The sequence below is a fragment of the Salisediminibacterium halotolerans genome (genome assembly GCF_003814815.1).
Taxonomy (GTDB): domain Bacteria; phylum Bacillota; class Bacilli; order Bacillales; family Salisediminibacteriaceae; genus Salisediminibacterium; species Salisediminibacterium halotolerans.
Window position 1 is genome coordinate 122,564 of record NZ_RKQQ01000005.1, and the last position, 20,185, is coordinate 142,748.

General features: G+C 46.7%; 16 protein-coding genes, 4 tRNA genes and 1 rRNA gene. 19 read left to right on the forward strand and 2 right to left on the reverse strand.

Annotated elements, in window-relative coordinates:
- The first annotated feature begins 15 nt into the window (after positions 1-15).
- Positions 16-378, forward strand: coding sequence for a helix-turn-helix domain-containing protein (locus EDD67_RS10195; protein WP_121439938.1), 363 nt, complete (start codon positions 16-18; stop codon positions 376-378).
- Positions 379-426: 48 nt separating this feature from the next.
- Here EDD67_RS10195 and EDD67_RS10200 read toward each other — a convergent pair whose 3' ends face one another.
- Positions 427-2,256, reverse strand: coding sequence for a UbiD family decarboxylase (locus EDD67_RS10200; protein ID WP_121440046.1), 1,830 nt, complete (start codon positions 2,254-2,256; stop codon positions 427-429).
- A gap of 187 nt (positions 2,257-2,443) precedes the next feature.
- On the opposite strand from EDD67_RS10200, the gene EDD67_RS10205 reads away from it, so the two are divergent.
- The 13 genes from EDD67_RS10205 to glmS all read left to right on the forward strand — a co-directional run bounded on the left by EDD67_RS10205 (position 2,444) and on the right by glmS (position 12,193).
- Complete coding sequence (locus tag EDD67_RS10205; RefSeq protein WP_121439939.1) at positions 2,444-3,505, forward strand: P-loop NTPase; 1,062 nt, start codon at positions 2,444-2,446, stop codon at positions 3,503-3,505.
- Positions 3,506-3,651: 146 nt separating this feature from the next.
- Positions 3,652-4,335 carry a KinB-signaling pathway activation protein gene (locus tag EDD67_RS10210; RefSeq protein ID WP_121440047.1) on the forward strand — a complete coding sequence of 228 codons (684 nt, stop codon included), beginning with the start codon at positions 3,652-3,654 and terminating at the stop codon, positions 4,333-4,335.
- A gap of 67 nt (positions 4,336-4,402) precedes the next feature.
- Positions 4,403-4,519, forward strand: a 5S ribosomal RNA gene (gene rrf / locus EDD67_RS10215).
- A gap of 11 nt (positions 4,520-4,530) precedes the next feature.
- Positions 4,531-4,605 (forward strand) — tRNA-Asn (locus EDD67_RS10220).
- 1 nt (position 4,606) lies between these two features.
- Positions 4,607-4,682, forward strand: a tRNA-Thr gene (locus EDD67_RS10225).
- 7 nt (positions 4,683-4,689) lie between these two features.
- Positions 4,690-4,764, forward strand: a tRNA-Glu gene (locus EDD67_RS10230).
- Positions 4,765-4,814: 50 nt separating this feature from the next.
- Positions 4,815-4,889, forward strand: a tRNA-Gln gene (locus tag EDD67_RS10235).
- 168 nt (positions 4,890-5,057) lie between these two features.
- Positions 5,058-5,618 carry an RNA polymerase sigma factor SigW gene (gene sigW, locus EDD67_RS10240; RefSeq protein ID WP_093075349.1) on the forward strand — a complete coding sequence of 187 codons (561 nt, stop codon included), beginning with the start codon at positions 5,058-5,060 and terminating at the stop codon, positions 5,616-5,618.
- 21 nt (positions 5,619-5,639) lie between these two features.
- Positions 5,640-6,296, forward strand: coding sequence for an anti-sigma factor family protein (locus EDD67_RS10245; RefSeq protein ID WP_121439940.1), 657 nt, complete (start codon positions 5,640-5,642; stop codon positions 6,294-6,296).
- A 78-nt stretch (positions 6,297-6,374) separates the two neighbouring features.
- Positions 6,375-7,199 (forward strand): diadenylate cyclase CdaA, encoded by an 825-nt coding sequence (gene cdaA / locus EDD67_RS10250; protein ID WP_093075354.1) that lies wholly within the window; start codon positions 6,375-6,377, stop codon positions 7,197-7,199.
- Positions 7,192-8,526, forward strand: coding sequence for a CdaR family protein (locus tag EDD67_RS10255; protein ID WP_121439941.1), 1,335 nt, complete (start codon positions 7,192-7,194; stop codon positions 8,524-8,526). The genes cdaA and EDD67_RS10255 overlap by 8 nt, the downstream gene beginning before the upstream one ends.
- Before the next feature lie 59 nt (positions 8,527-8,585).
- Complete coding sequence (gene glmM, locus EDD67_RS10260) at positions 8,586-9,947, forward strand: phosphoglucosamine mutase (protein ID WP_121439942.1); 1,362 nt, start codon at positions 8,586-8,588, stop codon at positions 9,945-9,947.
- 443 nt (positions 9,948-10,390) lie between these two features.
- Positions 10,391-12,193: a glutamine--fructose-6-phosphate transaminase (isomerizing) gene (gene glmS / locus EDD67_RS10265; protein ID WP_121439943.1), complete on the forward strand. Its 1,803-nt coding sequence runs from the start codon at positions 10,391-10,393 to the stop codon at positions 12,191-12,193.
- A 58-nt stretch (positions 12,194-12,251) separates the two neighbouring features.
- Here the strand turns inward: glmS and EDD67_RS10270 are convergent, their stop codons facing one another.
- A complete protein-coding gene (locus EDD67_RS10270) occupies positions 12,252-13,238 on the reverse strand; it encodes an aldo/keto reductase (RefSeq protein WP_121439944.1) in 987 nt (328 codons plus the stop codon).
- 298 nt (positions 13,239-13,536) lie between these two features.
- On the opposite strand from EDD67_RS10270, the gene EDD67_RS10275 reads away from it, so the two are divergent.
- From EDD67_RS10275 to EDD67_RS10295, 5 genes are all read left to right on the forward strand, one after another.
- Positions 13,537-14,970, forward strand: coding sequence for a PTS mannitol transporter subunit IIBC (locus tag EDD67_RS10275; RefSeq protein WP_121439945.1), 1,434 nt, complete (start codon positions 13,537-13,539; stop codon positions 14,968-14,970).
- 28 nt (positions 14,971-14,998) lie between these two features.
- Positions 14,999-17,125: a BglG family transcription antiterminator gene (locus EDD67_RS10280; protein ID WP_121439946.1), complete on the forward strand. Its 2,127-nt coding sequence runs from the start codon at positions 14,999-15,001 to the stop codon at positions 17,123-17,125.
- On the forward strand, positions 17,118-17,555 hold the full coding sequence (locus EDD67_RS10285; RefSeq protein WP_121439947.1) for a PTS mannitol transporter subunit IIA: 438 nt from the start codon (positions 17,118-17,120) through the stop codon (positions 17,553-17,555). Before EDD67_RS10280 ends, EDD67_RS10285 begins: the two co-directional genes overlap by 8 nt.
- A complete protein-coding gene (locus tag EDD67_RS10290) occupies positions 17,556-18,701 on the forward strand; it encodes a mannitol-1-phosphate 5-dehydrogenase (protein ID WP_121439948.1) in 1,146 nt (381 codons plus the stop codon).
- A gap of 207 nt (positions 18,702-18,908) precedes the next feature.
- A complete protein-coding gene (locus EDD67_RS10295) occupies positions 18,909-20,111 on the forward strand; it encodes an iron-containing alcohol dehydrogenase (RefSeq protein WP_121439949.1) in 1,203 nt (400 codons plus the stop codon).
- The last annotated feature ends 74 nt before the right edge of the window (positions 20,112-20,185 follow it).

The following is a 20,185-nucleotide window of genomic DNA, read 5'->3' on the forward strand; positions in this document are numbered from 1 at the left end:
AACGAGGTTATAAAAATGATCGGTGATAACATTCATTATTTGCGGCTGAAAAAAGGCATGACCTTAAGCGAATTAGCCAGGCGCGCGAAAATTTCCAAATCAAACTTAAGCAACATTGAACGCAACATAAATCAAAATCCTTCGATCAAAGTGTTGGAAAAACTCGCTGTTGTTTTAGATGCTGATCTGAGTGAAATCTTGGGCCTTGAACTGCAAGAAGGGGCAACAGAACCCTCAGATCAAAGCTGGATTGAATTTATGGAACATTTGCGAAAGCAGGGCGTTTCAGTCGAAAACTTAAACGAGTACAAAAAAGTGCTTGAATTTATCGAGTGGCAGTCACAGCAAGACCGAAAGAAGCAACGGAACGGAAGCTGATATTTGCTAGCAATACCCCTCCTGCATCACTGCAGGAGGGCAGGTTAGCTATTTAATATAAGCGAGCGGTCCGTCGTTTTCAAAGAAGCGGCGGACGTTTTTTTCGGTTTCGTCGTCCGGGATGAGCGGCGGCGCATGGTGCGGTTTTAAACGGGCATCAATCAGCATTTGGTCGCAGCCCCAGTGCTTATTGTTGTACGTTTCATTGACGCCGTGAATATCGTGCGACGGGTTGCTGCGGGTGAATGCAGCCCAGGCAAAATTGTTAAACGTTTCAGCGATAAACGGGCTGTCGTCACAAATGATGATCAGCGGAACATCCGGGTAAGCGCCGGCTCGTTCAATATCGCGGGCGAATAAATCGATCTCTTGCTGTGCGGAGCCTTCATCGTTATAAGCAGGTCCTTCAATCGCAATCACACCCGGCATGACAAGACGCGGGCGTTTAAAAACCGGGTGCTCTGAAAGTATGTCCGGAATTTCCATCCGCAACTCCCGGCGTTTGTTGCCGTAAGCGGCAATAACGACTTTACTGCCCTTATTAAGGCCTTCGCCGGAATAATCGAGCGTATCAATCGTTGTTTTTGTCTGGAAGTGAAGATCGCGCTGCAGGTCGATCCGTTCAAGGATATGAGTGATAAACGCTTCTTCTTGATGCGTGTCTAATACCTCATCTTTTTCAGCCGTAATAAAGAGGTACTTCGCGAGACTGAGCTGATTGGTCCCGAGAATCCGGTTAGCGATCGTCAAAATTTCTTGAGGCCGGTCAATTTCGTTAAACGGGGTGTAGCGCTCGCTGCCGATGGCAAATAACAGCGGATGCACCCCGGCAGCATCGACGGCATGAACTTCTTTGACACCGGGAATTTCCTGCTGGATCGCTTCACCGGTCAGTTCATGAATGATCTCGCCGAACGACGTGTCTTCCTGCGGCGGCCGGCCGACAACGGTGAACGGCCAAACGGCATTTTCTCGTGCGTACACTTTATGCACTTTCATGACCGGAAAATCGTGGACGAGGCTGTAATAGCCGAGGTGATCGCCGAACGGCCCCTCCGGTTTAACATCATCCGGATAAATCTCGCCTGTGATGACGAAATCGGCATCGTGACTGATGCAATAACCGTCAATGTATGAATAACGGAAACGCCGTCCGGAAAGGAGCCCGGCGAACAGGACTTCGCTCAAGCCTTCTGGAAGCGGCATGACAGAAGAAATCGTATGTGCCGGCGGACCGCCGATAAAAATGCTCACTTTTAACGGCTCGCCGCGTTCTTTTGCTTTTTGTTGATGAATGCCGATTCCGCGGTGAATTTGATAGTGCATCCCGACTTCACGGTTCACGTTGTAATCGTTTCCGGTTAACTGTACGCGGTACATCCCGAGGTTGGCATTCATAATGCCCGGATTTTCAGGGTCTTCCGAATACACTTGCGGGAGCGTGATAAACGCACCGCCGTCGTTCGGCCAATGTTTAATCAGCGGCAGTTCATCAATCGAAATTTCCTTGGCGGTGACGGGACCGCCGCCGCTTTTTTTCCACGGCAGCGCCTTCACGGCTTGGAAACCGTTTGCGGCATTTTGAAGCGGGTGCTTCATCGCTTTCATCGGATCGTTACGCAAAGAGATAATATTTTGCACTTGATCCCACGTTTTGCGAAAAATAAATTTGCTCCGTTCGACCGTGCCGAATAAATTGGATACAGCCGGGTAATCCGACCCTTTGACGTTTTCAAACAGCAATGCCGGACCGCCGGCTTCATAAGTCTTTAAATGAATCGACGCCATCTCCAAATTCGGATCGACTTCCTCTTTGATCCGAAGTAAATGCCCGTGTTTTTCCAAATCCGCGACACAGTCTTCCATGCTTTCGTAAATCAATGTACATCCCCCTCTATGTAAACGAAATCGTTCTTGTACAAACATTTTACTTCATGTTTAAAAAAAATGCAGTGAACAAGGTTATGAAATCGATATCTTTCTTTATCGAGCAGAATCTGTCAGTATGTTATAATAATCATCGGAAGACAATACATACTTGATTTGAATAAAGGAAGGTGTCCTCATGCTGACAGAAGAACAGATTATAGACACGCTCAAGCCTATTCATGATCCGCATCTCGATAAATCATTAGTAGAGCTCGATGCTGTAAAGGAAGTTAAGATTAAAGATAACCTCGTAAGCATCAAGCTTGCGATTGCCGAACCGGGAACAGCAGAACAAATGCAGCTGCAGCAAGAAGTCGTCAATGCAGTGAAAACAGCCGGGGCAGAGTCCGTCGGCTTGCGTTTTGAAAAGTTGGCTGATGATGTTATCGCCGAACATAGAGGCGTCTCCGAAGAGGAAGAAGAAACCGGCACCTCGCTTCTCGAACGGGGAGACCGGACGACGTTTATTGCTGTGACAAGCGGGAAAGGCGGCGTCGGCAAATCGACCGTGTCGGTAAATCTCGCCACTTCGCTTGCTCGCAAAGGAAAGAAAGTCGGCATTATCGACGCCGATATTTACGGGTTCAGCGTGCCGGATATGATGGGCATTGAAGAACGGCCGAAAGTGGTCGGCCAGCGGATTTACCCGGTGACGCGTTTTGATGTCCAAGTGATTTCAATGGGCTTTTTCGTTGAAGACAATTCGCCGATTATTTGGCGCGGCCCGATGCTTGGGAAGATGTTGAATAACTTCTTTAACGAAGTTGAGTGGGACGATCTCGATTACCTGATTCTCGATCTTCCGCCGGGAACCGGTGACGTAGCTCTCGATGTGCACTCCATGCTTCCAGGCTCTAAAGAATTGATTGTGACCACTCCGCACGCAACAGCCGCTTTCGTTGCTGCACGCGCCGGCGCGATGGCGATGAAGACAGAGCATGAGATTCTCGGAATCGTCGAAAACATGGCCTACTTCGAGAGTAAACTGACGGGCGAAAAAGAATACGTATTTGGAACCGGCGGCGGCGATAAGCTGTCTGAGGAGCTGCAAGCGGATGTACTGGCGAGAATTCCTTTAGGACAGCCGGTGATGGATGACGAAGTCTTTGCTCCGTCCGTTTATGATGAAGAGCACCCGATCGGGAAAATTTATATGGATTTAGCAGACAGTATAATTAAAAAAATTGAAGATGAGTAATACCGGCGGCTGCGCTGTTTTTGGTTTTTCCGAATACAGCGCAGCATTTTTTATTTCTGCTGAATGATCCGGGTGAAACAGTGGCGGAGGAATTTCCGTTTTTGATACAATGTAGCCGGACGAAGATGACCGAGGAGGAAGCGTCAGTGAATTCTAGAAAAGTTGTATTTTTATTTATGTCCACCTTTATTATCGGAACGACAGCAGGAACGCTGATCGGCCTGATACTCGATTGGCAAACGCATATAAACGATATCGCTAATTTCCGGTTTGGCGGCATTTTTATGCTTGTAATCACAGCAGGAATTTGGACGGTCATCGCTCAGATGGGTTTCTTTGCTTATTTGACATTGCATCGCCTCGGCCTGGGGATTTTCGGATCCGTTAAACTGTGGAATCGTGTCCAGACCGTTTTGATTGCTTTTGCACTGTTTGATCTGATGTTTTTCCGTCATTTTTTGTTTGCCGAAGAAGGCGAGGCGATGCTCGGGTATACGGTAATGCCGCTCCTGCTTCTAGCCTACGGCTGGATTGTTGCGGAACTGAAAGCTAGAGACACCGGAAACCGGCAGGCATTTATCCCTGCACTGTTTTTTATGGTCGTTGTTACGACGATTGAATGGATTCCCGCGTTGTCTGAAAATGAGCTGACCTTTATTTTGAATGCGATCGTGCCGCTTCTCGTCGCAAATACTTGGCAGCTGCTCGTTCTCCATCGTTTGCATGACATGCCGAACGGGGTGCAGCCGAGCATTGCGATGGTCCAAGCGCAGCAGCGAGAACGGAACGAAGAGCGAAAAGATGAACAAATGCAAAAAAAATCAACGTAACCTCTTGAAATTTTTCTGTCAGCATAGTACTATACAGAATGTCCTGCTGGTAAACAGCCGGACAATGTCGAGTGACGATGGCGGAGAGGACACACCCGTTCCCATGCCGAACACGGAAGTTAAGCTCTCCAGCGCCGATGATAGTCGGGGGCTCTCCCCCTGTGAAAGTAGGACGTCGCTCGGCTTTTTTATTATTCCACAGTAGCTCAGTGGTAGAGCGCTCGGCTGTTAACCGAGTTGTCGTAGGTTCGAATCCTACCTGTGGAGCCATGCTTCCTTAGCTCAGTCGGTAGAGCGCATCCATGGTAAGGATGAGGTCAGCGGTTCGAGTCCGCTAGGAAGCTCCATGCTGAAGGCCCCTTGGTCAAGTGGTTAAGACACCGCCCTTTCACGGCGGCGACACGGGTTCGAATCCCGTAGGGGTCACCATTTCTTCTGTCGCTGGAGTTAATCTGACGATAATCAGCTCGACTGATAATAGGGCTATAGCCAAGCGGTAAGGCATCGGATTTTGATTCCGTGATTCGCAGGTTCGAATCCTGCTAGCCCTGCCATATTGCTGTTCAAACCGATTCCACCTTTTCGAAAGGTAAATCGGTTTTTTTAGTGGATTTTGCGTGAACTCCAATACATATAATGGTAAAATACACGATGGAAGCGGATGAAACTTTCTTTAACCCCGTTCGTATTAGTTAATGACCGCAGAAGCGGAGGTATACAGCATGGATACAGTTGTAAAAAGAATCATTGCGAATATAAAAAAAGGCGATCAAGAAGCTTTTGCGGAATTGATGGATCTGTACAAAGATCAAGTTTATCATATTGTATACCGTATGCTCGGCAATGTTCATGAAGCGCAAGATGTCACGCAAGAAGCATTTCTGCGCGCATACATGAACATCGATACGTATGATGAAAAGCGGAAGTTTTCAACGTGGCTGTTTCGGATCGCTACCAACTTGGCGATCGACCGGATCAGAAAAAAGAAACCGGATTTTCATTTGGAAGATAATGTGCCGGGGACAGCGGATTTAGATTATCATTCACAGTTTTCTAACGAGGATCCGCTCCCGGAGGACCAGCTGTTGCAGCTGGAAATGCAGGAGTGGGTGCAAGCAGAGATCATGAAGCTGCCGCCAAAATACCGTGCAGCGATTATTTTGAAATACCTTGAAGATTTATCGTTAAAGGAAATCGGCGACATCCTTAATCTGCCGGTAGCGACGGTGAAAACGCGGATCCACCGCGGCAGAGAAGCTTTACGAAAAAGTCTCGGCGAGTAACAGAGAAGAGAGGTGATTGTTTTGGCTTGCTCAAAAAATCAGCTGCAAAAAATCCATCGCTATATGGATGAAGAAATGAATGACGAAGAACAAAAGATGCTTGAAGAGCATGTATCAGATTGCGGGGATTGCGCCGCACACTTAAAAGAAATGCGTCAAACAGTCGCGATTGTTCAAAGCACCTCGCACTTTAAGGCGCCGGACGATATAACACAAAACGTGATGAACCAGCTTCCTAAGCAGCCGCCAGCTAAAAAAGGCAAAGTCTGGCTGCAAAAGCATCCTTTCATGATGACGGCCGCGACGTTTTTCCTTGTATTTATTATCAGTCTTGCCTCCGGCTTTTCGCCGGACGCAAATCAAATCGCTGTGCAAGGGGAAGGGCAGTTTTACGTAGATGAATCCAACGGCGTTGTGATTGTACCGGAAGGCGAGGCGATTTACGGCGATATTCGTATTGAGAACGGCGATTTAAATGTTGAGGGGGAGGTTCACGGCGACGTTACGTTGGTGAACGGTGAACATATCCAAGCTTCTGCCGGCGGGGTTACCGGCGAGATCGAAGAAATCAATGCTTTCTATGAACGTATTTGGCATCACACAAAAATATTTATTTCTGATGTTTTCTCCTTATCCAGTGATACAACAGAACAAACGGATCTGAGCATATGGTTTTAAGCCATATGCTTTTCCCTTGATCAGCGGGGAGTATGTTATAATGCAACGTAGATAAAAACAGGGTTTGGAGGCAGCAGCATGTTTCAAGATTTAACATTACTCAGAGCGATTGCGATCGTTGTCGATGTCCTTCTTGTGGCATTTGTGATCTATAAATTGATCATGGTTATACGCGGAACCCGCGCTGTTCAGTTAGTTAAAGGGATCACCGTTATTCTCGCCGTCTGGTTTTTAAGCGGCTACTTCGGTTTAAATACCCTGCAATGGATTATGCAACAAGCGGTTACATACGGTCTTTTGGCTATCATCATAATTTTTCAGCCGGAACTTCGCCGCGCGTTGGAACATTTAGGCCGCGGGCGCTTTTTCCAATCCACCACGACAGCTGTTGAAGAAGAAATCAAAGCGGCGATCGAGCACATCATTAAATCGGTTAATTATATGGGGAAACGGCGGATCGGCGCATTGATTTCGATTGAACGCGAAACCGGAATGAGTGATTACGTCGAGACCGGTGTATCGATGAATGCCCGGCTGACGACCGAACTTATGACGAATATATTTATTCCGAATGCTCCGCTGCATGACGGCGCAGTTATTGTGAATGTCCGCGGCAATGAAATATTGGCTGCCGGCTGTTACTTGCCGCTTTCGGAGAATCCGTTTATCTCAAAAGAATTAGGCACCCGTCACCGGGCGGCGCTTGGTGTGAGTGAAGTAACAGATGCGATCACGCTTGCTGTGTCTGAAGAAACCGGGGGCATCTCGATTACAAAAAACGGCGAATTGCATCGCAACCTCGATGAAGATTCGATTCGTGAGATGCTTGAACAAGAACTCCTGAAAAAAGACGGGAAAAACAGCTCTTCTCGCTGGAAATGGGGAGGTAAAAAGAATGGATAAATGGCTGGAACAGAATTGGGTCATTAAACTCGGGTCTTTAGTCATTGCGATTATGCTGTTTTTAATGGTAAACATGGAAAACCAGCCAACCGGCGGAAATCAAGCTGGCGGAATCCCGGGTGTGACGGACGGCTCGCGGACACTTGAAGATATTGAACTGTCCGTGATGTACGATGAAGATGAGTACGTTTTAACGGAAGCTCCGGAGACCGTTGATGTGACGATGAGCGGGCCGCAAAATGTCTTGACTCTTTCGCAAGTGACCGACGATCAAGAAATATTCGTCGACTTGACAGATGAAGGAGCAGGGGTTCATTATGAACAGGTTCAGTATCGCGGTTTCCCTTCGGACTTATCGATATCCATCATACCGGCGACAGTGCGTGTGGCTTTACAAGAAAAGCAAACAGCGTCGATACCGGTTGACGTAGAATTTTTAAATGAAGAAGAAATTGCTGAAGGCTACGAATTAGGTGAACCTGAAGTTGAACCCTCTTCTGTCGACGTGACAGCCGGGGAAGGAACGATTGAACAGATTGAAGCAGCGAGAGCCGTCGTCGATGTTGAAGGGGCGAGCGGGCCGATCGAAGGTTCGTTTGATGTTGCGTTTTACGACGGCGACGGTGATGAGATTGATGTAACCGCCGACCCGCCTGCTGTTGATGTGAATGTGCCCGTGACCAGTCCAAATAAAGAAGTGCCGCTCAGAATTGGCCGGACTGGCTCTTTAAATGACGGGGAGGCGATTGACGAAATCACGATCGAACCGGATGAAGTGACGATATTCGGGCCGGTTGATGTTCTTAACGATGTCAGTTTTATTGACTTAGAAGATATTAATTTGTCCGAAATTGACGGTGATACAGTGCTGGAGAGGGACGTCGAAGTTCCGCAAGGCATTGAACGCGTTGAACCGGAAACGGTTGAAATAGATGTACAGCTTGATGAAGAAGCAACGGCTGAGTATGATGACTTTGAAATAATGATTGCCGGTCTCAATCAAGATCAATCGGCGGCATTTATTGACCCGGAAACGGGGGAAGTCAATTTAACCGTCTCTGGAAGCGAAAGTTTACTGGACCGAATTGAACGCAGCGACATTGAAGCGTACGTCGAAGCTGAAGATCTTGAAGCGGGCGAGCACACGCTGCCTCTCATCGTACAAGGTCCGCAAAATGCCGGTTTTCAGGAAGAAGGCACAGATGTAACAATTGCGATTGATGAAGAAGAGAGCGAAAATGAGCAAGAAAATAACGGCAACGAAGAAAACGAAGAAAATGATGAAGATGATGAGGATAACGAAGCTGACGATGACGATGACGATTGATAACTGCACATGTTTCTTGCGACGTTAATTGGATTATCGACAAAGGGAGAGATTGTAAAATGGGACAATATTTTGGTACCGACGGAGTTCGCGGAGTCGCCAACACAGAGCTCACACCGGAATTAGCATTTAAGCTGGGCCGTTACGGCGGGTATGTCTTAACAAAAGAGAAACAGACCGATAAGCCGAAAGTTTTAATCGGCCGTGATCCGCGGGCGTCCGGACCAATGCTGGAAGGAGCGCTTGTTTCAGGACTTCTTTCAATCGGCGCTGAAGTGATGCGCTTAGGTGTGATTACGACGCCCGGTGTCGCATACTTAACTAAAGCGCTTGGGGCTGATGCAGGGGTAATGATTTCGGCGTCACACAATCCGGTTGAAGATAACGGCATAAAGTTCTTCGGTTCGGATGGCTTCAAGCTTTTAGATCAGCAGGAAGAAGAAATAGAACGTCTCTTGATTAATAAAGACGGATTGGAAGATGACTTGCCCCGTCCGACCGGGGGAGAAGTAGGGACAGTGAACGATTATTTTGAAGGCGGGCAGAAGTATTTGCGCTTTTTGAAACAAACGGTATCTGTCGATTTCTCCGGAATGCATATCGCCCTGGACTGTGCGCACGGTGCAGCTGCACCGCTTGCCAACCATTTGTTTGCGGATTTGGAAGCAGACGATATTTCCAGTATCGGTTCGTCTCCAAACGGTACGAATATTAATGACGGCTGCGGTTCAACGCACCCGGAAGGTCTCGCAGAACTTGTAAAAGAAAAAAATGCCGACATCGGCCTCGCTTTTGACGGCGATGCAGACCGGCTGATTGCTGTTGATGAAAAAGGTCAAATTGTGGATGGTGATCAAATCATGTATATTTGTGCGAAATATATGAACACCACCGACCGCCTTCATGAACATACCGTTGTAACAACGGTAATGAGCAATCTCGGTTTTTTCAAGGCGCTGGAACGAGAAGGGATTCAATCGAAGAAAACAAAAGTCGGCGACCGTTATGTGATGGAAGAAATGCGCGCGAACGGGTACACCCTTGGCGGAGAACAATCCGGTCACATTATCTTCCTTGATCATACAACAACCGGAGACGGATTGCTGACAGCGATGCAGCTTGTGCAAATTGTCAAGGCAAGCGGCAAGCCATTGTCGGAACTGGCGGCAGAAATGCCCCATTATCCGCAAAAGCTTGTGAATGTTAAAGTTTCGGATAAACAGGCCCTAAACGGCAACAATGTGATTCGTCAATCGATCGAAACAGTTGAAGAAGAAATGAACGGCGAAGGCCGTGTGCTCGTTCGGCCGTCTGGAACCGAGCCGCTCGTCCGCGTCATGGCCGAAGCACCTGATGAAAAAACGTGCGATACGTATGTTGAAAAGATTGTCTCGGTTGTGAAAGCTGAACTTGGCGGCTGATTGCTGCTTAAAACTGTGAATGATCAAAAAGGGGTGTTCGCCTTCAAGATATTGGCGTACATCCCTTTTAAAATTTGCTAAAAAAGGCGTTATTGTGAAATTTTCTCAATAGTGATTGACTGTTTTACGCTGACATAGTAAGATTGCTTTACTCATTGTGAAGAAAGGAGGGCGGAAGGTAACAGTTTTATAAAGCGCCTGGACTGTCTATGGACGTAACCGGACAGTTGACGAGGAGGAGGTTAATCGAGAAATCGGCGGATACCTCCCGGTTGCCATCACAACCGAAAGCGAAAGAAGAAAGCGGGAAGGCGACTTTTCGTACAATTCTTTACGCACTGGTGACCCCACTTTAACACCAATATGATTATTATACAGAGCGGGGCAAGGATGCCCCTGTTTTTTAAGTGTATTTCTTGCCCCGTCGAGGGAGGAAATTATTTATGTGCGGAATAGTAGGATATGCAGGAACAAACGATGCAAAAGAAATATTGCTTCAAGGGCTGGAGAAATTGGAGTACCGCGGCTATGATTCTGCCGGTATTGCGATTGCTAACAGTGAAGGGGTGCATGTATATAAAGAGAAGGGCCGAATTGCTTCTTTGCGGCAAGCAGTTGATCTCAATGAAACGGCTCAAGTCGGGATTGGTCATACACGCTGGGCGACGCACGGCGCTCCGAGCCGAATCAACGCTCACCCGCATCAGAGTGTGACCGACCGTTTCACGATTGTTCATAACGGCGTGATCGAAAACTACAGCCAGCTGCAAAAAGAGCACCTTTCCGACTTAGACCTTGTCAGTGAAACGGATACAGAAATTATCGTGCAGATGATTGAGCGTTTCGTGACAAAAGGGAAAAGTACCGGCGAGGCCTTTCGCGAGGTATTAAGTCAGTTGAAAGGTTCCTATGCAACGGCGCTGATCGACCAACATGATCCGGAGACGATTTACGTCGGTAAAAACAAAAGCCCGCTTTTGGTAGGGATCAGTGACGGTATTAACGTCGTGGCGAGCGATGCGATGTCGATGATTAAATTGACAGACCAATTCATTGAGCTCTCAGACGGTGAAGTTGTGACGTTAACAAGAGACGATGTGATGATCCAAACCTTGGACGGGGAACCGGTTCATCGCGAACCATATACCGCGGAGCTGGATCCCGGCGATATTGAAAAAGGCACTTACCCGCACTTTATGCTAAAAGAAATTGATGAGCAGCCGTTTGTGATGCGAAACATTATTACAAAATACCAAGATGACCATGACCGGATTAAACTGGATGAAGATATTCGCCAGGCGGTTATGGATGCCGACCGTATTTATATTGTTGCAGCAGGAACCAGTTATCATGCCGGGCTTGTCGGCAAGCAAATGATCGAAAACATTGCCGAAATCCCGGTTGAAACGCATGTTGCAAGTGAATTCCTCTACAATATGCCGATTGTCAGTGAAAACCCGCTCTTTATATTTTTGTCACAAAGCGGTGAAACGGCGGATTCCCGCGGTGTACTCGTGAACGTGAAAGAAAAAGGTTTTAAAACGTTGACCGTCACGAATGTTCCAGGATCGACGCTCTCTCGCGAAGCGGACTTTACCCTGCACACGTTTGCCGGACCGGAAATTGCTGTTGCCTCCACGAAAGCATACACAGGACAAATGGCGGTTCTTGCTATTTTGGCTGTGGATACCGCCAATGCGCTCGGAAAAGAAATGAGCTTTAATCCGCTCCAGGAGCTGGCGATTGTCGCAAATGCGATGGAAGTCTTGACGGATCAAAAAGAGAAGCTTGAACAAGTAGCGCGCGATTTTCTCAGCGTGACGCGCAACGCGTTCTTTATCGGCCGGGCAGCGGACTATTATGTTTGCCTGGAAGGCGCGCTGAAACTGAAAGAAATTTCTTATATTCAGGCAGAAGGCTTTGCCGGCGGTGAGCTGAAACACGGAACGATCGCTTTGATCGAAGACGGCACGCCTGTCATTGGCTTGGCCACTCAAGAACACGTAAACTTAAGTATTCGCGGCAACATGAAAGAAACCGTTGCCCGCGGCGCATCACCGTGCATGATCAGCATGGAAGGCCTCGAGGATGAGGGAGACGCTGTCGTACTCCCGAAAGTGCACACGCATCTCGCTCCGCTCGTGAGTGTGATCCCGATGCAGCTGATCGCTTATTACGCTGCGCTGCACCGCGAATGTGACGTAGATAAGCCACGCAATCTTGCAAAATCAGTGACTGTAGAATAAAGCTGAATAAAATGAATAGTCCCGCACTTTGCTGTCAAGGTGCGGGATTTTTCATAAGTTATTTTGTTGATGGAAGCGGAGCCTTGTCTGAAATCAGTTTTTGGTCAAGGAGCTCATGCCAAAAAGCTGCCGGAATGTTCGCTTGCAAGGCTTCGTTGTTTTGTTTGATTCGTTCTGGACGCGTCGTTCCCGGAATCACAGCCGTAACCGCCGGATGTGCGGCTGAAAATTGCAGTGCGGCCGCAATGAGGCTGACGTTATGTCGCTCGGCGATTTGATTTAACTGCTCAACTTGTGACGTGACTTCTGAAGAAGCGTCTTTATATTTGTAATGCGAGCCGCCGGCAATAATCCCGGAACCGTAAGGCGCTCCGATAACGATGCCGGAACCTTGTTCTTCAGCCTTTGGCATCAGCCGCTGCAATGCATGCTCGTGGTCAAGCAGTGTATAGCGTGTTGCCTGCAAGTTAATGCCTGGCGAAGCTTCTGCTAGATCGAGCGCGATTTCGATTGGCTCGGTTGTGTTGACACCGATGCCCCAATCGGTAATCACTCCTTCTTCTTTCAGACGGGTCAGTTCGTGAAAAGCGCCTGTTCGTGCTTCTTCAAATTTTGCGATCCATTCATCTCCTTGGAAATCCTGGGAAATGTCGTGGACGTAAACATAATCTAAGCGGTCGGTTTGCAGACGCTCAAGGCTTTGCTCGATGGAACGGAGCGTGCCTTCGGCTGTGTAATCATCGGTAACCTTATTTTTCCGCCCATCGGCAAACAGGCCTTGTTTTTCTTCTGTTTCGTTTTCAATAACACGGCCGACTTTTGTACTTAAAACAAATTCATCCCGGGGATAATCGGATAAAGCATCTCCAAGGCGGATTTCAGCGAGTCCCGCACCGTATAAAGGAGCTGTATCAAAATATCGAATCCCGTTTTTCCAAGCTTCTGCAACGGTGGCTCTAGCTTCGTCTTCCGGAATGTCACGGAACATGTTGCCAAGCGGAGCGGTGCCAAAACCGAGTTTTCCTGTCTGTTTCAAATCGTTCATATCAATTGGTCCTCCTAGTGTAAGCTCTTACGTCAAAATTCATAATTAATTTAATGTCGAGTAAATGTGTCATTCTTTTCGTAACGCTCATTACCGTAATATCGATAGCTTAAACATATGAAAAATTGAAAGGGGTCATCTAAATCATTCTAAATGATTTGTTTCCTTCATTTTAATTTTGTCAACAAGTCGTTTGACGAAACTGCCTTTTCATTAGATTGAGAATATTGATGTGCCGGTATATGATGAAGTTAAGCATTTATCATTGCTAATAAAAATTTTACGAGGAGGGCACATTATGAGTAATGAAAATCAAGGCGTGCGCGCGAAGATTCAACGTTTCGGCAGCTATTTAAGCAGTATGATTATGCCGAACATCGGTGCGTTTATTGCATGGGGTTTAATTACAGCGTTATTTATTCCGGACGGCTGGTTGCCAAATGAAAATTTAGTAGAACTCGTTGATCCGATGATTATTTATTTACTGCCGCTTTTAATCGGTTTTACAGGCGGTAAATTAGTTTACGGCGTTCGCGGAGGAGTCGTCGGTGCGACGGCAACGATGGGTGTTATCGTAGGAACAGATATTCCGATGTTTATCGGTGCGATGCTCATGGGACCTCTCGGCGGTTACTTGATTAAGAAACTGGACTCACTGTGGGAAGGTAAGATTCGTCAAGGGTTTGAAATGCTGGTGAATAACTTCTCTGCCGGTATTCTCGGCGGTTTGTTAACAATCATTGCCTATATAGGTGTTGGACCAATTGTGGAAGGATTAAACAATGTTCTTGCCAGCGGCGTAGAAGCGATCGTTGCTGCAGGATTATTGCCATTTGCCAGTATTATTATTGAACCGGCAAAAGTACTGTTTTTAAACAATGCGATTAACCACGGAATTCTTGGACCGATTGGTATTGATCAGGCTTCAGAAACCGGAAAGTCAATTTTATTCATGCTGGAAACGAATCCTGGACCAGGTCTAGGTATTTTGCTTGCTTATATGATCTTTGGTGCTGGAGCAGCTAAACGTTCGGCTCCGGGTGCAGGGATTATTCACTTCTTTGGCGGTATTCATGAAATTTATTTCCCGTATATTTTAATGAAACCGTCGCTCCTAATAGCAGTTATTTTCGGGGGAATGGGCGGAATTCTCACCTTCGTTACATTCGGTGTCGGGCTTCGCGCTACACCGTCCCCGGGCAGTATTTTTGCTTACTTTGCCATGACGCCTGGCGGTGACTATATCGGTATGTTGGCAGGGATTATTGTTGCGACGGCAATCTCCTTTGCGATCGCCGGATTCATTCTTAAAGCGAGCAAAAACAAAGGCGAAGGCGATTTAATGCAAGCTACTTCGGAAATGGAAGCGATGAAGGGCAAGAAGAGTGATTCAGCTGAACAGCTGAAAAAGGACGCAACTGAGCTTGGCGCTGAAGATGTTACCGTTGGAAACATCAACAAAATCATTTTTGCCTGCGACGCCGGCATGGGATCAAGTGCGATGGGCGCGTCGCTTCTGAAAGATAAAGTTAAAAAAGCAGGGATCGAAGGCATTGAAGTGACAAACAAAGCGATCAATGATTTGCCGGAAGATGTTGATCTCGTTGTGACGCATAAAGATTTAACAGAGCGGGCGCGTGCGAAACGGCCGGAAGCAGACCACATTTCCGTGGAAAACTTCTTGAACAGCCCTGAATATGATAAGCTCGTAGAAAAGCTGAAAAATCAGTAAGCTGCAGAGCAATCAGGGGGGAACAACGATGTATTTTACAGCACGAGATCGTTTGATTCTCAAATATTTAATGGACCAAGGCGGGGAAGTGACAGTGCACGACACTGCTCACTTCCTCGGTGTCAGTGAACGGACGGTACACAGAGATTTGCAAAGTCTCGAGCCGTCACTGCGATCATTTGGCATTTCCATTGAAAAACAAGCAGGTAAAGGCATCCGGATGCAAGCGACACCTGAACAAACAGCGATGTTAAAAGACCGTTTAACTAAAGGTCATGTTCAAGATTTCACACCGGAACAACGGCGGTCGTTTTTGATTTGCCGGCTGTTGGAAGCATCGGGACCAATGAAGCTCCAGGCTCTTGCTTCCGAAATGCAAGTCACGGTAGCGACTGTCAGTCAAGATGTCGAAAAGGGTTTGGCTTGGCTGGAATCGTTTAACTTGTCTTTGGACCGACGCAGGGGTTATGGTGTCGAAGTGCAGGGGATGGAATCAGACAAACGCAAAGCTATGAGCAGCTTGCTTACAAATCATGTTAATGAGAGTGATTTAATCGGCTATTTTCGAAAAAATCTCAATCAAAATCATGAATTGGACAATCAGGCCATAGCAGACAGGCTGCTCGGATTTGTTGATGTCAATAAACTTTCTAAAGTTGAAGAAGCGGTTCATCTTATTAATGAAAAACTTCCCTATCCTATTGCAGACTCAGCTTATATCGGATTAATTGTTCACCTTGCTTTAGCATTGGAGCGAATCATTAAAGGTGAAAATATCCATATCAATCAAGACGTTTTAGCAGAACTTCAAAAAGAAAAAGAATACCAGATGGCTTTGGAATTATCGCAAACGCTTGAAGAAATGTTTCAAACAAAGATTCCTGTCAGCGAAATAGGCTATATTACCATGCATTTGCGCGGAGCTAAACTGAGACATGATAACCAAGTAGATATGGACGAAAAAAATATTGACATGGCCCTTAATGTCACGCATCTGATTCAAGAAATGGATAAAATGATCGGGGTCGACTTACAACATGATGTATCCTTATACCAAGGGCTCCTTGCACATTTAGAACCGGTGATGTACCGGATTCGGCAGCAGATGACGTTGACCAATCCGCTCCTTGACGAGGTTAAAGCGAATTATCAAGAACTGTTTAATAAACTGACGATCAGTATGCGGAAAGTCTTCCCGGATGTCGCTGTGCCCGATGCAGAAATCGGATATCTTGTACTGCATTTCGGTTCGGCAATTGAACGGGTCAAAGATGAATATGCATTTCGGGCAATCGTTATTTGCTCAAGCGGAATCGGGTCGGCAAAAATGCTTGGAACAAGGCTTCAACGTGAGTTTCCCAGTATAACTGAAGTTGTCAACGTTTCGTTGTTTGAATTGGAGAAGATGGAACTGTCGCCGTTGGATTTAATTTTTTCAACGATTCCGCTTTCAGATATGAACGTGGACTATGTTCAGGTTAATCCCTTTTTAACGTCGGACGAAGTAGATAAAGCGAAAGTGTATTTTCGCAGACGTTTAAGTCAAGCCTCATTGCCATTGCATACGAATCGAGCTGACACACACCGTATAAGGAAGTCATTTGCAGATGTTGTCAGGGAGGTTTCGATGACGGAAAACAGATACAGAGCAGTCAGAGAACTGTTGGAGAATTTCCGTTTATTCGACAGCTTGGATTCTGTGGACATGCAGGAAGCCCTTTCGTATGTGCTTGGAAGATTAGCTTCCGGCGGCTTGATTACGGATGCTGAAAAAGCGGCTAAACGGCTCTACGAACGTGAGAAATTGTCGGGAGTAGGCATCCCGGGGACGACGCTAGCTCTCCATCATACGAGAAGTGCGGTTGTTGCTAAACCGCTCTTTATCGTGATTCGCCTGCCGTCGGCGTCTGTAATTCAAGCGATGGACGGCGGTAAAATGGACTGTGACACCGTATTAGTGATGCTTGCTCCCGAAAACCGCGAAGCTGAATTATACGAAGCGATCAGTCAAATCAGTGTATCAGTGATCGAAAGTTCGGAGTCGTCCGAGTTGTTTCAAACTGGAAACGAAAGCGAGATCGGCACGTTCTTAGCAAATTATTTGCTGACGTGGGCTCGCAGATTAGATGATAAAGGAGAAGATGATCATGGCTAAAGACATTTTGCCAAAAGAAAATATTATGTTAAACAGCGGTGTGACAACGAAGGAACAAGCGATTACAGCAGCAGGTGAAATTCTCGTAAAACAAGGATACGTGGAAGACAGTTACATTGAGAAAATGTTTGAACGTGAAGAAGTGACATCGACGTATATGGGCAACTATATTGCGATTCCCCACGGGTCTGAAGATTCCAAAGAAGAGGTGCTTCATTCCGGTATGTCGATTGTTCGTGTCCCGGAAGGCATTGATTACGGCGGCGGCAACGAAGTGAAACTGTTATTTGGAATTGCAGGAAAAAACAATGAACATTTAGAGATTTTATCGAAAGTCGCAATTGTTTGTTCTGACATGGATAACATTGAAAAAATGCTCCAAGCTGAATCGGCAGAAGAATTACTCGATATGTTTAGTGAGGTGAGCTAAATGAAAGCAGTCCACTTTGGTGCCGGAAATATTGGGCGCGGTTTTATCGGCAAACTTTTGTACGAATCAGGCTTTCATACTGTTTATGCTGATGTGAATGAAGAGATGGTAGCAGCGTTAAATCAACATGAATCGTACAGTGTAATTTATGCTTCTGATCCCGAGGAACAATTTGAGGTTCGAAATTTCAGTGCTTTGCATTCAGTCGCTGATCAAGAAGAACTTGTCGAAGAAATCGCAAACGCAGACCTTATTACAACAGCTGTCGGACCGGAAGTTTTGCCGAAAATTTCCCAGGTCGTTGCGAAAGGACTTATGAAACGTTCTGAGCACAGTGCTCAGCCTCTTAACGTGATCGCCTGTGAAAATGCTGTCGGCGGTACAGATTTGTTAAAACAAGCTATACTTGAAGAAGTACCTTCTGAGCAGCAAAACGTTTTTTTGACTCAATTTGGTTTCCCAAATGCTGCAGTTGACCGTATTGTTCCGAAACAAACTCAAGAAAATATTTTAGACGTTCGAGTAGAACCTTTTTTTGAATGGGTTGCGGAAAAAAATAAGCTCAAAGGCAAATTGCATGAGATTAACGGCTTGACGTTAGTAGATAATCTAGATGCTTATATTGAACGAAAACTTTATACGGTGAATACTGGTCATGCAGCAACCGCTTATTTTGGTTTTGAAAAGGGCTTGAATACAGTTAAAGAAAGTTTAGATGATCCGGCGGTTTATCAAAAGGTCCGCAATGTTTTAGCAGAAACAGGCCGCCTGCTTGTAAAAAAACACGGGTTTTCTGCCGGCGAGCATGAAGCATATATTGCCAAAACACTCGAACGATTCAGCAATCCGCATATTGTTGATGAAGTCGTTCGCGTTTGCAGAATGCCGATGAAAAAATTGCACCGATCTGAACGGCTTCTTAACCCGGCCTTGCAATTAAAAGAGCACGGCGACGAACCGGAAGCTTTACTTCAAGCTGCTGCCGCAGCACTTGCCTATAATTCATCTGCAGATGAGCAAGCTGTTGAATTACAAAAGAAGATACAAAACGAAGGAATTGAAGCAACGGTCACTGAAGTAACCGAGCTCGATCAAAATCACCCGTTCGTCGGCAGTCTGGTCGAATTTTGGAAGGAGAAACAGTGATTACGCTGTCTGCCTGGATGTTGACGGTCATTTGTTTGATGCCGAAACCTTCAAGTTGATGGACGCACTTACAATTCATGAACTTCTGGAAACCTTATGGAAAATTAAGGTTTTCAGAAGTTTTTTTTCGAGAGAATATTGAAACATATGTAAAAATTCGGTATAAGAAGGGGAGAGCAGGACATAACATGCGGGGGAGATTGGCTGATGAAAATTTGTTGGTACCGGACACGGCAAATAGTTATGCGCGGGTTGGCTTATCTTGTGCCATGGCATCGACCGGCGTTGATCGAGGGCGAACGTTCAATACGTGAATTGCCGCGCTACATTCGTGAAAGACGCATTCAGCGAGTATTGATTGTCACAGATCCCGGCGTCAGCTCGCTGCCGTTGTTTCGGCGGTTTTGCGAGGACTTATCAGAAGCAGGCTTAAGCATAACGATTTATAACAAAACGGTGCCTGATCCGACAGAAGCAAATGCGGAAGAGGCGTGCAGCGAGTTCCATCAGAATTATTGTGAAGCCGTTGTTGCTTTTGGCGGCGGTTCGGCGATTGATTGTGCAAAGGGAGCTAGTGCCTTGATCGCCCGGCCGGATCTCAGTTTGACAGAAATGAAAGGCGTTTGGAAAATCCGGCGCAAGACACCGCCGTTATTCGCGGTTCCGACCACACAAGGAACCGGAAGCGAAGCGACGATCGCCGCTGTTTTGACAAATCCTTCGACGCATGAAAAGTATGCGATCAGTGATCACGTCCTGATGCCGGATGCCGTCGTGCTTGACCCGCTTGTAACAGCGGGACTGCCGCCGAATATTTCGGCATGGACCGGTATGGATGCATTGACTCATGCAGTCGAGGCATATATCGGCAGGAGCCGGACGAATGAAACGAAAAAACTTGCGCGCCAGGCGGTACAGCTGATTTTTGCCAACCTTGAAGAAACGTATCGCAACGGCGAAAATGTTGAAGCGCGAAAAAATATGCAGCGGGCAGCTTACTTTGCCGGCTTGGCTTTCACACGGTCTTACGTCGGATATGTCCATGCGATTGCTCATACACTCGGCGGTTTATACAGTGTTCCGCACGGAAAAGCGAATGCGATCGTTCTGCCGCATGTATTGATGTATTACGGTGAAGCCGTTCATAAGCCGCTTGCAGACCTTGCTGAAGAAGCTGGGGTTGCCGCTTTGGGACAAACAGATGCCGCAAAAGCTGCCGGGTTTATAAAAGCGGTCCAGCAATTGAATACACAACTTGATATACCGGGAAAAATTGATGATCTGCGCAAAGATGACATTTCTCTGATGGCTGCCAGGGCAGCGGCCGAAGCAAACCCGTTTTATCCGGTGCCGCGGATTTTAACCGAAGCAGATTTACGCTTTCTTTATGAAAAGCTTACAGCAGATTAAATTTCAACGATCGGCGTTCACCTTTCCTTCGTCTTATGCTAAACTGTGACTTTCAAACATGAACGAAGGAGGTG